This is a genomic window from Xanthomarina spongicola, from assembly GCF_003148645.1.
Taxonomy (GTDB): domain Bacteria; phylum Bacteroidota; class Bacteroidia; order Flavobacteriales; family Flavobacteriaceae; genus Xanthomarina; species Xanthomarina spongicola.
The window spans coordinates 815,879-831,094 of the sequence record NZ_QGGP01000001.1; the positions used below are offsets into that span (position 1 = coordinate 815,879).

The 15,216-nt window shown below is 31.2% G+C and carries 15 protein-coding genes; 10 read left to right on the forward strand and 5 right to left on the reverse strand.

Annotated features, from left to right (window positions below; all coding sequences use genetic code 11):
* Positions 1-17 precede the first annotated feature (17 nt).
* From LX78_RS03685 to rlmN, 3 genes are all read left to right on the forward strand, one after another.
* Entirely contained in the window at positions 18-1,253 is a 1,236-nt protein-coding gene (locus LX78_RS03685; RefSeq protein WP_109681270.1) for a 3-phosphoshikimate 1-carboxyvinyltransferase, read from the forward strand.
* Positions 1,254-1,356: 103 nt separating this feature from the next.
* The gene (queA, locus tag LX78_RS03690) at positions 1,357-2,406 is read left to right on the forward strand and encodes a tRNA preQ1(34) S-adenosylmethionine ribosyltransferase-isomerase QueA (protein WP_109681271.1); all 1,050 of its coding nucleotides are present in this window, start codon (positions 1,357-1,359) and stop codon (positions 2,404-2,406) included.
* 264 nt (positions 2,407-2,670) lie between these two features.
* Positions 2,671-3,711, forward strand: a complete 1,041-nt coding sequence (gene rlmN, locus LX78_RS03695; protein WP_109681272.1) for a 23S rRNA (adenine(2503)-C(2))-methyltransferase RlmN — start codon at positions 2,671-2,673, stop codon at positions 3,709-3,711.
* A gap of 52 nt (positions 3,712-3,763) precedes the next feature.
* Here the strand turns inward: rlmN and LX78_RS03700 are convergent, their stop codons facing one another.
* Positions 3,764-4,582 (reverse strand): T9SS type A sorting domain-containing protein, encoded by an 819-nt coding sequence (locus LX78_RS03700; RefSeq protein WP_109681273.1) that lies wholly within the window; start codon positions 4,580-4,582, stop codon positions 3,764-3,766.
* Between the two features lie 136 nt (positions 4,583-4,718).
* Here LX78_RS03700 and LX78_RS03705 point away from each other — a divergent pair, with 136 nt between their 5' ends.
* The 5 genes from LX78_RS03705 to dnaG all read left to right on the forward strand — a co-directional run bounded on the left by LX78_RS03705 (position 4,719) and on the right by dnaG (position 10,311).
* The gene (locus tag LX78_RS03705; protein WP_109681274.1) at positions 4,719-5,696 is read left to right on the forward strand and encodes a polyprenyl synthetase family protein; all 978 of its coding nucleotides are present in this window, start codon (positions 4,719-4,721) and stop codon (positions 5,694-5,696) included.
* Between the two features lie 131 nt (positions 5,697-5,827).
* Positions 5,828-6,391 carry an RNA polymerase sigma factor gene (locus tag LX78_RS03710; RefSeq protein ID WP_109681275.1) on the forward strand — a complete coding sequence of 188 codons (564 nt, stop codon included), beginning with the start codon at positions 5,828-5,830 and terminating at the stop codon, positions 6,389-6,391.
* Positions 6,378-7,118 carry a hypothetical protein gene (locus LX78_RS03715; protein WP_109681276.1) on the forward strand — a complete coding sequence of 247 codons (741 nt, stop codon included), beginning with the start codon at positions 6,378-6,380 and terminating at the stop codon, positions 7,116-7,118. Before LX78_RS03710 ends, LX78_RS03715 begins: the two co-directional genes overlap by 14 nt.
* A gap of 30 nt (positions 7,119-7,148) precedes the next feature.
* Positions 7,149-8,231, forward strand: a complete 1,083-nt coding sequence (locus tag LX78_RS03720) for a hypothetical protein (RefSeq protein ID WP_109681277.1) — start codon at positions 7,149-7,151, stop codon at positions 8,229-8,231.
* A gap of 121 nt (positions 8,232-8,352) precedes the next feature.
* Complete coding sequence (dnaG, locus tag LX78_RS03725) at positions 8,353-10,311, forward strand: DNA primase (protein WP_109681278.1); 1,959 nt, start codon at positions 8,353-8,355, stop codon at positions 10,309-10,311.
* Here dnaG and LX78_RS03730 read toward each other — a convergent pair.
* Together LX78_RS03730 and nadE are read right to left on the reverse strand one after the other, a co-directional pair.
* Positions 10,308-10,937, reverse strand: coding sequence for a response regulator (locus LX78_RS03730; RefSeq protein ID WP_109681279.1), 630 nt, complete (start codon positions 10,935-10,937; stop codon positions 10,308-10,310). The two genes, dnaG and LX78_RS03730, sit on opposite strands and share 4 nt — an antisense overlap.
* 99 nt (positions 10,938-11,036) lie before the next feature.
* A complete protein-coding gene (gene nadE, locus LX78_RS03735) occupies positions 11,037-11,825 on the reverse strand; it encodes an NAD(+) synthase (RefSeq protein ID WP_109681372.1) in 789 nt (262 codons plus the stop codon).
* A 92-nt stretch (positions 11,826-11,917) separates the two neighbouring features.
* Here nadE and gldB point away from each other — a divergent pair, with 92 nt between their 5' ends.
* Positions 11,918-12,880, forward strand: a complete 963-nt coding sequence (gene gldB, locus LX78_RS03740; protein ID WP_109681280.1) for a gliding motility lipoprotein GldB — start codon at positions 11,918-11,920, stop codon at positions 12,878-12,880.
* Positions 12,881-13,213, forward strand: coding sequence for a gliding motility protein GldC (gldC, locus tag LX78_RS03745; RefSeq protein WP_109681281.1), 333 nt, complete (start codon positions 12,881-12,883; stop codon positions 13,211-13,213).
* 44 nt (positions 13,214-13,257) lie between these two features.
* Here gldC and aqpZ read toward each other — a convergent pair whose 3' ends face one another.
* Positions 13,258-13,962 carry an aquaporin Z gene (gene aqpZ / locus LX78_RS03750; RefSeq protein WP_109681282.1) on the reverse strand — a complete coding sequence of 235 codons (705 nt, stop codon included), beginning with the start codon at positions 13,960-13,962 and terminating at the stop codon, positions 13,258-13,260.
* Positions 13,963-14,145: 183 nt separating this feature from the next.
* On the reverse strand, positions 14,146-15,183 hold the full coding sequence (locus LX78_RS03755; protein WP_109681283.1) for an HAD family hydrolase: 1,038 nt from the start codon (positions 15,181-15,183) through the stop codon (positions 14,146-14,148).
* Positions 15,184-15,216: the final 33 nt, after the last annotated feature.

The window sequence follows — 15,216 nt, forward strand, 5'->3', positions numbered from 1 at the left end:
AAGGAATCTTTTTTAAAATGAACATTCAGCTTAATAAATCTACTTTAAATAAACAATCAACAATCAACATTACAGGTTCTAAAAGTGAGTCTAACAGGTTGTTGTTATTGCAAGCTTTATATCCAAATATCGAGATAGAAAACCTCTCAAATTCTGATGATTCACAAGTCATGTCTAAAGCCTTGTCGTCTTCATCAGAGATTATTGATGTTCATCATGCTGGAACAGCTATGCGCTTCTTAACTGCCTATTTTGCTACACAAGCAGGACGAGAAGTAGTTTTAACTGGTTCCGATAGAATGAAACAACGTCCAATAAAAATATTGATAGATGCCCTTAAAAGCTTAGGAGCAGAGATTTCATATTTAGAATCAGAAGGTTTTCCTCCATTAAAAATTACAGGAAAAAAATTGACCAAAAATAGTGTGACTTTAAAAGCCAATGTAAGTAGTCAATATATTTCTGCTTTATTACTTATTGCTCCAAAATTAAAACATGGTTTAGAATTAACTCTTGATGGAAAGGTAACATCTATTCCATATATCAAAATGACCTTAAGTTTATTGAAACAAGTAGGAATAGAAACTTCTTTTAATGGAAACGTTATTAAAGTTAATCAGCAATCAAGTATCAAAAATCAAAGATTGATAATTGAAAGCGATTGGTCGTCTGCTTCCTATTACTATAGTCTTGTAGCATTAAGTGAAGTTGGAACAATAGTTAACTTATCTTCATATAAAGAAAACTCTTTGCAAGGAGATTCTGTTTTAGCAGACATTTATAAGATGTTTGGTGTTGAAACAACTTATCTTAATAATAGCATTATACTTCAAAAATCAGAAACAGTTAATCGTCAAACATTAATAGAATTAGACTTATCCAATGCTCCAGATATTGCACAAACTATTGCAGTAACATGTTTTGCTTTAGGACTTGAATGCAAACTAACTGGACTTCATACATTAAAAATTAAAGAGACAGATAGACTTTTAGCTCTTAAAATAGAAATTGAGAAATTAGGAGGCGAAGTTTCTGTTTCAGAAGATAGTTTATTGTTAGAAGCCTCAAAAGCAATAAAATCTCAAGTAGCAATTGATACTTATAACGACCATAGAATGGCTATGGCTTTTGCACCATTAGCCTTAAAGACTTCAATAGGAATCAACGATGCCGAAGTAGTTTCAAAATCATATCCTTCGTTTTGGGAAGATTTAAAAAACATAGGATTTCAAATTATACCAAATGATTTTTAAAATAACTACCTAAATACTTGACAACGCCTACTTTCAGATTGTATATTTGCAACCTTTACAAAAATAAACACTTTCATTTTAACATAAAAACTGATAGACACACATGAAATTATCACATTTTAGTTTTGACCTTCCAGAAGAATTATTAGCAGAGTATCCATCAGAACATAGGGACGAATCTCGTTTAATGGTTTTAAATCGCGAAAAGCAAACCATTGAACATAAAATGTTTAAAGATCTTATAGATTATTTCGATAAGGACGATGTAATGATTCTAAATAATACGAAAGTATTTCCTGCAAGACTTTTTGGAAACAAAGAAAAAACTGGAGCAAGAATTGAAGTGTTTTTATTAAGAGAATTAAACGAAGAGCAACGTCTTTGGGATGTGCTTGTAGATCCAGCTAGAAAAATAAGAATTGGAAACAAACTATATTTTGGAGAAGGAGAATCTTTAGTAGCAGAAGTAATCGATAATACAACCTCTAGAGGTAGAACCTTACGTTTCTTATACGATGGATCTTATAGAGATTTCCGTATGAAACTTCAGGAACTTGGAGAAACACCACTTCCTAAGTACATAAAAAGAGATGTAGAACCAGAAGATGAAGAACGCTACCAAACTATTTATGCAAAAAATGAAGGAGCTGTAGCTGCTCCAACTGCAGGATTACATTTCTCTAAACACTTATTAAAACGTTTAGAAATTAAAGGAATCAATTTTGCCGAAGTAACATTACATGTAGGTTTAGGTACTTTTAACCCAGTTGAGGTTGAAGATTTATCTAAACATAAAATGGATAGTGAAGAAATTATTATTAAAAAAGACGCTGTCGATATTATTAATACTGGAATTAAAACAAAAAGGCGTGTTTGTGCTGTTGGAACTACAGCCATGAGATCTATAGAAAGTGCAGTGTCTTCAAGTGGTACTTTAAATGAATTTGATGGTTGGTCTAATAAATTTATTTTTCCTCCTTACGATTTTAGTATAGCAAATTGCATGATTACTAATTTTCATACACCAAAATCAACGTTGTTAATGATGGCTTCAGCATTTGCTGGACACGATTTCATTAAAAAAGCATACGATGAAGCAATAAAAGAAAAATATAAATTCTACAGTTATGGTGATGCCATGCTTATTATCTAGTCCTCAACTTGATTAAGAATCTCAAAAATTGTATCTAGATTTTAAATACAAACTAAAAACAATTATTAGCCTCTTTTTTTAGAGGCTTTTTTTTGCATTACCCAAAAGGGTCGCACTTTCACTACTCGCTTTTTTATGTTGCATAGGCGCAACAACAAAAAAAGAGCTCAAACATGCGTTCAATTGCTAATGCGTATTTCACGCAACCATTACCTTGTCCCTAATTCCTTTTTACTAATCCCTTTTTCTTACTTTTGCAAATACATGGAAACAAAAAAGAAAGACATACGTGCATTAACAAAAGACCAACTTCGAGAATTCTTTGTCAAAGAAGGAGATAAGGCTTTTCGAGGGAATCAGGTTTACGAGTGGTTGTGGAGTAAAGGAGCTCATACTTTTGAAGATATGACAAACATATCTTTAGAAACAAGGCAAATGCTGCAAGACAACTTTGTTATCAATCATATTCATGTAGATACCATGCAAAAAAGTAAAGATGGTACTATTAAAAATGCAGTGCGTTTACATGATGGTTTAATAGTCGAATCTGTATTAATTCCTACTAAATCAAGAACAACAGCTTGTGTTTCCAGTCAAGTAGGTTGTAGTTTAGATTGCAGGTTTTGCGCTACATCTCGATTAAAACGTATGCGTAATTTAAATCCAGACGAAATTTTCGATCAGGTTGTTGCTATAGATAGAGAGAGCAGATTGTATCACGATAGACCTTTGAGTAATATTGTGTTTATGGGAATGGGAGAGCCACTAATGAATTATAATAATGTTTTAAAGGCGATAGATAAAATCACGTCAGACGAAGGCTTAGGCATGTCGCCAAAACGTATTGTGGTTTCTACATCTGGAGTTCCAAAAATGATTAAAAAAATGGCTGATGATGACGTAAAATTTAAACTAGCCGTTTCGCTTCATTCTGCAATAGATGAGGTTAGAACATCTATCATGCCTTTTAACGAAAACTTTCCATTAGCCGATTTACGAGAAGCTCTAGAATATTGGTATGCCAAAACAAAAAATAGAATTACTTATGAGTATGTGGTTTGGAAAGACATTAACGACAAAAAGAAAGATGTGGATGCCTTGATTGCTTTTTGCAAATTCGCACCAAGCAAGGTTAATTTAATTGAATACAATCCAATTGATGATGGCGAATTTCAACAAGCAAACTCTCAAGCAATAGATATGTATGTGTCTATGCTTGAAGCTAAAAATATTACTGTAACCGTAAGACGTTCCAGAGGAAAAGATATTGATGCTGCATGTGGACAATTGGCTAATAAAAGCTAAAAAAAAGACTGCCTGATAGGCAGTCTTAATATATTTTTAATTAATACTATACTTAAAAAGCAATTTTCTTTCTAAAAACAGCATTAGTTAATGGGTTAGAAATTTCAATAATATATACACCAGAAGCTAAACTTGTAGCATCAATTGTATGAGTTTTATTAGAAGTTTTTCCCTCTAAAAGCTGCTGTCCAGTTAATGAAATTAGTTTATAATTCACTTCATCATTTACATTGTAAATAGAAATATACTGATTATTACAACCAATTTTATAAACATTTGGTTCTGTAAATTCTTCAATGCTTAAAGTTTCAGCTGATACAGTTACATCATCGACAGATAAAAAATCTTGATCCACACAATCCCAATGTCTAAAAGCAACATAAACTACAGGCTCTCCAGCCATAGCAGAGATGTCAAAAAGGTGAGGAGTAGGTGTTCCAGTATTTCCTGCATCGCCTAAAGTTTCTGTAAGAGTTACTGCAGAGTTAACTAAAACACTAATATCATTAGTTGTACCAACATAAATGCTGTATTTTTCTTCATCCCAAGATGCTGCTGCAACTTGAGTAATGTATTCTAGAGTTATTAAACCAGAAGCTTCTGATAAATCAATGCTTGGTGAAACAGCCCAATTGTCTGGTGTTAATGGACTTCCTAACCAAGATCTAGAAATTAAAGATACTGGTGTAACAGGACTACCTCCTGAATCATTGATGACAAATTGATCTCCCCAATTATTAGTATCACCATCACTATCAGTTAGTGTCCAATCAGATATATCTTCATCGTTAAAATCATCAGACCACACAACAGTTTGTGCTTGGGTTGTGAATGCTAAAAGCAGAATAAAAAGTAAAGTAATTTTTTTCATAAATATTGATTTTAATGGTTACTATATTATTAAAAATACGAATTATTTTCTAAAAATGGTTGAAGAATTAGTTAAAATAGTAAATGACAAGCTTTTTTATTAGGTTTGTTACTTTAATAATGCATTCTCATTTCATTTGAAAATAGTAGAACAAATAAAACAGCCAATCGAATACGAAATGGAACTTTTTGAACAGAAGTTTCAGCTTTCTATGTCTTCAAAAGTAGCTCTACTAAACCGTATTACGCATTATATTGTTAATAGAAAAGGCAAACAAATGCGACCAATGTTTGTGTTTTTAGTTTCTAAAATGGTCTCAAATGGCGAAATTAGCGAACGTACGTATCGAGGTGCTTCTGTTATAGAGTTAATACATACAGCCACTTTAGTGCATGATGATGTGGTTGATGAAAGCAACAGACGTCGAGGTTTTTTCTCTATCAATGCGCTTTGGAAAAACAAGATTGCTGTTTTGGTAGGGGATTATCTACTTTCTAAAGGTTTACTTCTTTCTATTGATAACAACGATTTCGATTTACTAAAAATTATCTCTATTGCAGTTAGAGAAATGAGTGAAGGCGAATTACTTCAAATTGAAAAAGCCAGAAAATTAGACATTACTGAAGACGTTTATTACGAAATAATACGTCAAAAAACAGCAACGCTTATTGCTGCTTGTTGTAGTCTAGGCGCAGCTTCTGTAAAACCAGAATCTGAACATGTAGAACGTATGCGAAAATTTGGAGAACTTATAGGTATGGCTTTTCAAATTAAAGACGATTTGTTCGATTATGGGAACGAGGCTATTGGTAAACCTACAGGAATAGATATTAAAGAACAAAAAATGACCTTGCCTTTAATTTATGTACTAAACCAAGCAGATAAAAAAGACAAACGCTGGCTAATTAACTCTATTAAAAATAAAAATCGAGATAAAAAACGTGTGTCTGAAGTTATTAGTTATGTGAAACAAAATGGTGGCTTGGATTACGCAGTTTCTAAAATGAAGGAATTTCAAGAAGAAGCCCTACAAATTCTTCAGATCTATCCAGAATCTACATATAAAACATCTCTTGTGTTGATGGTTAATTATGTGATTGATAGAAAAAAGTAAATTCTAACACATACATTTACAGATATTTAAATTCAATAAAACATTCTTTTATAAAAATAAACCTATTAGTCAGGCAACCTTTAGCAAGATTTTTTCGTCTTTATAAATAGAAGCAGAACAAATCCCTTTAAGTGAAAGTTATACAACTCCACAAAAACGAAACTGTGCTTATAAAAAAAGCAATAAAAAACAATCGTGAAGCGCAACACGTTTTGTTTGAACTGCATGCACCTAAAATGTTGAGTATTTGTAGATATTATATTAAAGATGTTCAACATGCCGAAGAAGCTATGTTAAACGGTTTTTTTAAGGTGTTTAAATACCTTAAAAATTATAAAGCTGAAGGAAGTTTTGAAGGTTGGATTAGACGTATTATGGTTCGAGAATCTATTTCGTTTTTAAGACAACAGAAGCACATTGAATTTTCGGTAGAAAAGATTGAAGAATCAAACGATTTTTCAAATCAAATAAATACCGAAATTGAAGTAGCCGAAATCCAGAAGTTAATAGATGGTTTGCCAGAAGGCTACAAAATGGTATTTGTAATGTATGCCATAGAAGGTTACAAACATGCTGAAATTGCAGAACTTTTACAGATAACAGAAGGGACTTCTAAATCGCAATTATTTAAAGCAAGAAAATTGTTGCAAGAATTGATTAATAAACAAAACAATACAAGTTATGGCTCCAATTAAATTCGAGGAAAACATAAAAGAAAAGCTGGAAAAAAGAACTCTCCAGCCATCAGGTCAAGCTTGGAATTCCCTTTCTGATAGATTGGATGTAGATGCTAAAAACACACCCAATAAAACTATTTGGTTCTTAGGTATTGCAGCAAGTTTGGTAGGAATTCTCTTTATGGTAAATATGTTTTTTAATACTTCTGAAACAAATAATCAAACACCTGTATTAGTAGAAACTGAAGCTAAAGAAATTGAAACAATTCAAAATAATATTGTAATAGAGTCAGAAGAGACATTAGTTAGTATTGAAGAAAAGAAAGTAGAAGTTGATAATATTTCAGATGGAAAAATAGAATCTCATAAAACTAAAAAAGAATCAGTGGTTTCCAAAAATTCTCAAGCTAAAAACTCAAGTATAGCCCTAGAGAAAAACATTCAAGAACCTGAAGAAATAATTAGCAATTCATTACTTGAAACACCATCAGTAGAAACAGAATTAGCACAATTAAAAACTCAAATAAACAAGAATCAAACAGAAACAGATATTGATGCTTTACTAAAAAAAGCACAGCAAAATATTGCTGAAAAATCTCAAACAAAAACATATTCTATAGACGCAAATAAGTTGCTTCAAGACGTTGAAGAAGATATGGACGAGTCCTTTAGAGCAAAAGTTTTTGAAACAGTGAAAACAAATTACATAAAGGTAAAAACTGCAGTTGCCCAGCGTAATGATTAACAACATTCATCAATAATAAAAACAATAGTTATGCAAACAATCACTAAATATGTAGCACTTATAGTGCTAGCGTTATCTGTGCAATTTATCTCTGCACAAGAAATATCTAATAAAGATAAAATTGAAGCTCTTGAGGCACAAAAAGAGCAGGTAGTAACCCAAGAAAAAGAGTTGCTAAAAACAGAAGTAGAAGCTATAGACTTACAATTAGATAATAACGAAATTACCCAAGATAAAGCAGATACTTTAAAAGAAGAATTAGCTACCAAACATGCACTAAATATAGAAAACAGGTTAGCTATTATAGATAATAGAATTGCTCTTTTAGAACGAAATGAGCATGTGCCTTACGACACTGGAGCTAATTTAGAAGGTTTTACAATTATTCTTGGAAAAGATAAGGATTCAGATGAATTTGATACTGGAAGCATATATATAGGACCACAGAAAAGAATTGAACCTAAAAAATACGATAGACGTACTACAAGCGACTTGGTTTTTGCCATTGGGTTTAATAACGCCATTATTGAAGGGCAATCTCTTAACGATTCGCCATACAAACTTGGAGGTTCTGGATTTGTAGAATTAGGTTGGGCTTGGAAAACAAGATTACTTAATAACTCTAATGCCATTCGTTTAAAATATGGTATTTCTTTTCAATGGAATAAATTAGATATAAAAGATAATCTGTATTTTCAAGAAGAAGATAATGTAGTCACTTTAGAAGAGTTTCCGTTAAACTTAGATAAATCGAAGTTTAGATCAACAAACTTGGTATTTCCTGTGCATTTTGAGTTTGGGCCTTCTAAGAAAATTGAAAAAGAAAATTATTTTAGATATTCAACCTACAAGAAGTTTAAAATAGGTGTTGGTGGTTATGGAGGTTTTGTGTTACAATCCATGCAGAAATTAAAGTATGATGATGCCAATGGCGATTTCCAAAAAGATAAAATTAAAGATTACAACACCAATAACTTTGTGTATGGATTGAGTTCTTATATTTCTTTTGGACATGTAGGAATTTATGCAAAATACGATTTATCGACCATTTTTAAAGATCAAGCTATAGACCAGAATAATATTTCTTTAGGTATTCGTTTCGATATGGATTAGTTTAAGTAGTTAATTTGAATTTTAAGGCTTCAATTTCTAAATTTGAAGCCTTTTCTATTTGTATTTTATTACTTTTACCATTCGATGTAAATTGTATTTCCAAAACCACTAATTTTTTAAATTGATATCAAAATCCACCATAGATCAAGTCTTTGAAACTGCTCGAGTAGAGGAGGTTATTGGCGATTTTGTCCAACTTAAAAAATCTGGTAGTAGTTTTAAAGGTTTAAGTCCTTTTAGCGATGAGCGTTCTCCAAGTTTTATGGTGTCTCCAGTAAAGCAAATCTGGAAAGATTTTTCAAGTGGGAAAGGAGGGAATGTGGTAGCCTTTTTAATGGAGCATGAACATTTTACCTATCCAGAAGCTATTAAATATTTAGCTAATAAATATAATATTGAAGTTGAAGAAACAGAGCAAACAAGCGAGCAAAAAGAACAAGCAGACGAACGTGAAAGCTTGTATTTAGTGAGCGAATATGCCAGTAAATATTTTCAGAAGATACTGCATAAAACAGATCAAGGTAAAGCTATTGGTTTAAGTTATTTTAAAGAACGAGGCTTTACTGAAGAAACTATTAAAAAATTTCAATTAGGTTATTCCTTAGATGAATGGCAAGCCTTTACAGATGAAGCTTTAAAACAAGGTTATAATTTAGATTATTTAGCTAAAACAGGAGTTACTATTGTTAAAGAAGAAAAACGTTTTGATAGATTTAAAGGTCGTGTCATGTTTCCTATTAGAAGCATGAGTGGACGAGTTTTAGGTTTTGGAGGACGTATTTTAACAAACGATAAAAAAGCTGCTAAATATTTAAATTCACCAGAGAGCGACATCTACCATAAAAGCAAAGTGCTTTATGGTATTTTTCATGCCAAACAAAGCATCGCTAAAGAAGATAATTGTTATTTGGTAGAAGGATATACAGATGTTATTCAGTTTCATCAAACAGGAATTAAAAATGTGGTTTCTTCGTCTGGTACAGCACTAACACCAGAGCAGATTAGGTTAATAAACAGATTAACAAAAAACATAACAGTTCTTTTTGATGGCGATGCAGCTGGAATTCGAGCTTCGTTAAGAGGTATCGATTTAATATTGGAACAAGGTATGAATGTTAAGATTTGTACGTTTCCTGAAGGTGAAGATCCAGATAGTTTTGCCAAACAGAATACGTTGGAAGAACTTACCTTATATTTAGAAGAACATGCTCAAGATTTTATTCAGTTTAAAGCCTCCATGTTGTTTGAAGATTCAAAAAACGATCCTATTAAAAAGGCTGAAACAGTAAGAGATATTGTAAATAGCATTTCGAAAATTCCAGATAGAATAAAGCGCGAAATATATATTCAAGAGTGTTCTAAAATAATGGATATAAGTGAAGGTGTTTTATACAGCACCTTGGCGCAAATGTCAAAAAAAGACAATCAAGAAGCCAATAAACAATATAAGCAAGAACAAAAGGCATTCGAAGTAATAAAAAATAAGCAACCACAAAGAAAAGTGGATGTTCAGTACGAGTTAGAAAGAAAAATCATCCAACTACTCTTACTTTATGGAAATAGAACAGAAGATTTTGAGGATTTAATTCTAAAAGAAAACGATAAAAGCGAATTAATTTTAGAGCCTGTAATTCATCAAGCTAAAGTATTTGAAAAAATATATTTAGACCTTCAGGAAGACGAAATGGAGTTTACTAACCTTAAATTCAAAGAACTTTACTATAAAATAATCGATACATTAAATCAAAATCCAGAGTTTGCTTTAGAAAATTTTATAAATCATGTAGATGCTGAAATTGCTAGTGAAATGACAACTATTTTAATGGAAGATGAACGCTACGCATTATCTAATTGGAATAGTAAAAATATCTTTCCTAAAGATAAAACAGATTCGATTGCTCAATTAGTTAGTGAAACTATTTTAAGCCTACGTTGTTATTTAATTAGTAAAAAAATTGAAGAATTGAGTCTTGAAACTAAAGGAGATTTGGAAAAACAATATAGAGATATCTTAGAAGAAGTTGTTGGTTATAAAAAATTAGACAATTTATTATCCAGAAAGTTGAATAAGCCCCTTTAAAGCTCCATTAATTTGGCTCTATTAATTAAATCTACAATATTCTCTACGTGTAGTTTTTTCATTAATCGTGATTTGTAAGTACTAACCGTTTTTTCGTTTATATCTAATTCTTTAGCAATTTCTTTATTCTTTCTGCCAATAGAAATTAGTTTTAAAACTTCAATTTCTCTTGTTGAGAGTTTTCTATAAAGAGTGCTAGACGATTTATTAATTTGTCTTCCAAAAGCTAATTGATGAGCTAGGTTGTTACTTAAATAGGTGTCGCCTTCAGCAACTTTCATAATGGCTTCTTTTAATGTAATTACATTAGCAGTTTTTGTTAAATATCCAGAAGCACCAGCCTTTATAGTATTAAGAGCATAAATTTCTTCTGGTTGAGACGTGAAAATAAGTACTTTTATGTTTGGGTATTCTTTAGACAGACGTCTTAAGGCTGTAATACCATTTAATTTAGGTAAATCTATTTCAGATAGAATTACATCTACTTTTTCTTGTCTTAAAAAATCAAAAATAGCTTCGCCATTGCTTACTCCTCCAACAACTTTTATGTCTTTGGAAGCTACAAACAGAAGTTCAATACCTTTTCTAATAATTGGGTGGCTATCTACTACCAACAGTTTTATCATCTTAAAGAGTTTTAAATATCTTTACTGTCGAGGCAAAAAAAGTGAGAATTAAAGTGTAATAAGTAAATATAGTAAATTATTGCCAAATTTTCATCAATATTATTTTAAATTCTTTGGGATTTCACAAATTGGTATAGGCTTCATTTTGTGTTTGTTAGAAGAATTGAAACGTTTATAAATTTTAAATACTTCTTTCTCTCTACCAACAAAATCTGCTTCAGTTTTATGTTCTTCAACCATTTTCATAGCCCATTCTAATTCTGGATAAGAGGCACCAATTTGGTCTTCATCGCTTCTGGCATCACCAAATAATCCATCGCTTGGAGCTGCATTTATTATAGTCTCTGGTATATTTAGTTTACTGGCTAATTGGTAGACTTCAGATTTTAATAAATCGGCAATTGGGCTTAAATCTACACCTCCATCTCCATATTTTGTATAAAAACCTACACCAAAATCTTCAACTTTATTTCCAGTACCAGCTACTAATAATTTCATTAAACCTGCGTAATAGTATAAGGTAGTCATACGCAATCGAGCTCTTGTGTTAGCTAAAGCCATATCTACAATAGCTTGTTCGCCATCAAGAGAAACTTCAGTTTTAAATTCTTCGAAAACAGGTGTTAAATCGGCTTTAATATCTGTTACATTTTTATACTCCTTCTTTAATTGTTTTATATGTTCTTGAGCTCTTGTAACATGGCTTTCAGCTTGATGTATTGGCATCTCAATACATAATACATTTAATCCAGTTTTAGCACACAAGGAAGAAGTGACGGCTGAATCTATTCCTCCAGAAATTCCAACAACAAAACCATTAACTTTTGCGTTAATAGCATAATCTTTAAGCCATTTAACTATATAATCTATTACTTTTTCTGTTTGCATTTTAAATGTATTTAAACAAAGAATACTACCTTTGTCGAACAAAAATAAAGGAATCGCTTTATTAATAAAAATTAACACCCTTTTAGTTTTATATGAAACAAATTATTTTATTGTTTTTAATTTTATTTTCAATTTTTTCTTGTCAAAAGGACAATAGTAATGAAAATGAGATTGCAAAAATTGAAGTAGATTATATTATTGAAAGATTTGATATCGCTTTCGGGAAGGTAACTGCAACTAGTTTACCAGATTTAAAAAAAGCTTATCCGTTTATGTTTTCAGAAAAGTATCCAGATTCTTTTTGGATAGCTAAAGTAAATGATACTCTACAACAAGAATTAACACAAGAAACACAAGACGTATTTTTAGATTTAAAAGATGAGAAAAAGGAAATCGCACAACTTTTTCAACATTTAAAATATTATTTTCCAGAATTTAAAACACCTCGAGTTATAACTGTTACTTCAGAGGTTGATTACAGAAATAAAGTAATAGTTACAGATACTATTGTTTTAATTTCTTTAGATACGTATTTAGGAAGTGACCATAAATTTTATGAAGGTATCCAGAATTACCTTAGGCAAGATTTTAATAGAGAACAAATTGTTGTAGACCTTGCAGGAGCTTATGGAGATAAATATATATATCAGCAACAGAACAAAACCTTATTAGACGAGATGATTTATTTTGGAAAGCAGCTCTATTTTAAAGATGTTGTTATTCCTTTTAAAACAGATGCAGAAAAAATTGGTTACTCTAAGTCGCAACTTGAATGGGCCAAATCTAACGAAACTGAAATTTGGCGCTTTTTTATAGAAGAAGAATTACTGTTTAGTACAGATTCTAAATTGCCAAATAGGTTTATTAACCCAGCACCTTTTTCTAAATTTTATTTAGAAGAAATTGATAAAGAATCTCCAGGTCAAATAGGAAAATATATGGGTTGGCAAATAGTTAGAGCTTATATGAAACGAAACGATGTGTCTTTAAAAGATTTACTACAAGCAGATCCAAAAGAAATTTTTAATCATTCAAATTTTAAACCAAATAAATAAATGGCAAATTTAAAATCTACTATAGAATTAACGGTTGAATTAGACGACAATAGAATTCCAGAAAAATTAACATGGACAGCAGACGATGGAGGTATTAATAACGAAGAAGCAAAAGCTATGTTGTTATCTGTTTGGGATAGTAAAGCTCAAGAAACTTTAAGAATAGATTTATGGACTAAAGATATGCCTGTAGATGAGATGAAGTTATTCTTTCATCAAACATTAGTAGCCATGAGTGATACTTTTAATAGAGCGACTCAGGATGAAAAAATGACTGCTACAATGAAAGATTTTTGTGATTATTTTGCAGAAAAATTAGAATTAAAGAAATAAAAAAAGGCACTTTTAAAGTGCCTTTTTTTATAAATATACTTTTATTAGTCCTTGTTTGGAGCCATAAATTTATAGACTAAACCAGCTAGTATCGCGCCAACTATTGGAGCTACCCAGAATAACCAAAGTTGTCCCATTGCTTCTCCACCAACAAATAAAGCCTGACTTGTACTTCTTGCAGGATTTACAGATGTGTTAGTTACAGGAATACTAATTAAGTGAATTAGCGTTAAAGCTAAACCAATTGCCATACCACCAAATCCAGGAGAAGCATTTTTATGTGTAGCACCAAGAATAACAATTAAAAACATAAATGTCATTACAATTTCGGTAACTAAAGCACCAATTAGCCCAAAGTTTACACCGTAAACATTAGCATCGTAAAAGTTAGTGGCAAACGCTCCTGGTGCAGAACCAACTCCACTAAAATCTGCAGAACTACTTACAATTAGATATAAAATAGCAGCTCCTAAAATGCCACCTAATACTTGAGCAATAATATATCCTAGTAAATCTTTACCTTCAAATCTACCTCCCATAAATAATCCAATAGAAACTGCTGGATTAAAATGACCTCCAGAAATATGACCTAATGCATAGGCGCCAGTTAGTACAGTTAAACCAAATGCAAGAGCAACTCCTACAAGTCCAATACCTACATTTTCAACACCAGCTGCTAAAACAGCACTTCCACAACCTCCAAGCACAAGCCAAAAGGTTCCAATAAATTCAGCTAATAATTTTTTCATGTTTTTAATAAGTTTAGTTAGTAATATAAAGGAATGATTGTTAGTAAATTATAATCCAATATACAAAAAAAAAGAAAATCAATTAATGATAATGCAAAAGTTGATATAATAGGAAAGACTGTTTTGAAAATTTTCAAAACAGTCTTTTAAAAAATTAATCTTTATGTTAATCAAAAATCAATATTAGTTTAATTGAAATGGGTAAATTACCTTCCAATCGTTTTTCATATCAATAATAGTCCAGCCCTTTTCGTTAGCTTCATCAAGTCCTTTGTCTAGTTTGCCAATATGCGAATCTCTGTCGTAAGCCCACTCACGAACAGAATCTGTATGGTGTAAATAAAGCTGAAAAGATGGATAAGAATTAGAATCAGTATACTGTAGCATTTGTAAATCGCCATCTGAATTTCCAGATGCGAAAACAGGCTTTTTGCCAATATATTTATTTATTCCAATAGGTTTTCCTTCTTTATCGTCTATAAAATCTAATTTAGGTAATCTTCTTATTACAGGATTCCCATTATTATAATCGAACTCAGTTGCTATACTACTACCAACCACTTGATCTGTTGGAATGCCATAAACTTCATTAACCCAAGGTCTCATAAATTCTATACCTCCACCTGAGACAATAAAAGTTTTAAAGTCATTAGCTCTTAAATAATCAAGTAATTCCAACATAGGTTGGTAAACTAATTCATTATAAGGTTTATCAAATCTAGGATGTTTTGCAGTTGCCAGCCAATCAGTAACAATTTGTTCAAATTCTTCAGTTGTCATTCCAGAATGTGAAGCCATTACTAATTCTAATAAACCATGTTCTCCAAATGAAGCCAACGTTTTCATGTCATCTTCTAAAACCGATTTAAAAGGTTGTGTTGTTTGCCATTCTGGATGCTCAGAGGCAAGTGCTTTTACTCTTTCTATTGCAAAGAATAATTGAAAGTAAGCAGGTTGTTCTGACCATAGATTTCCATCATTATCGAACGTAGCAATACGATCTGCAATGGGAATAAAGTTTTGGCTTTCAGAATTAGAGACATCAGAAACAAAATCCATAATAGCAGATTTTGTTGCGCCTTCATTCCAAGAAGGTAATGGGTCTGATTCTGTTACTTCAGTTTCAATAGTAACATTTTCTATTTGATTTGAATTTTCTTTTTTACAACTTATTATAAGAAGAAAAGTAAAAGCAATACTTAACAGAATATATTTTTTCATAATAATAAAAAAAAAGACAGACCAAAAGCCTGT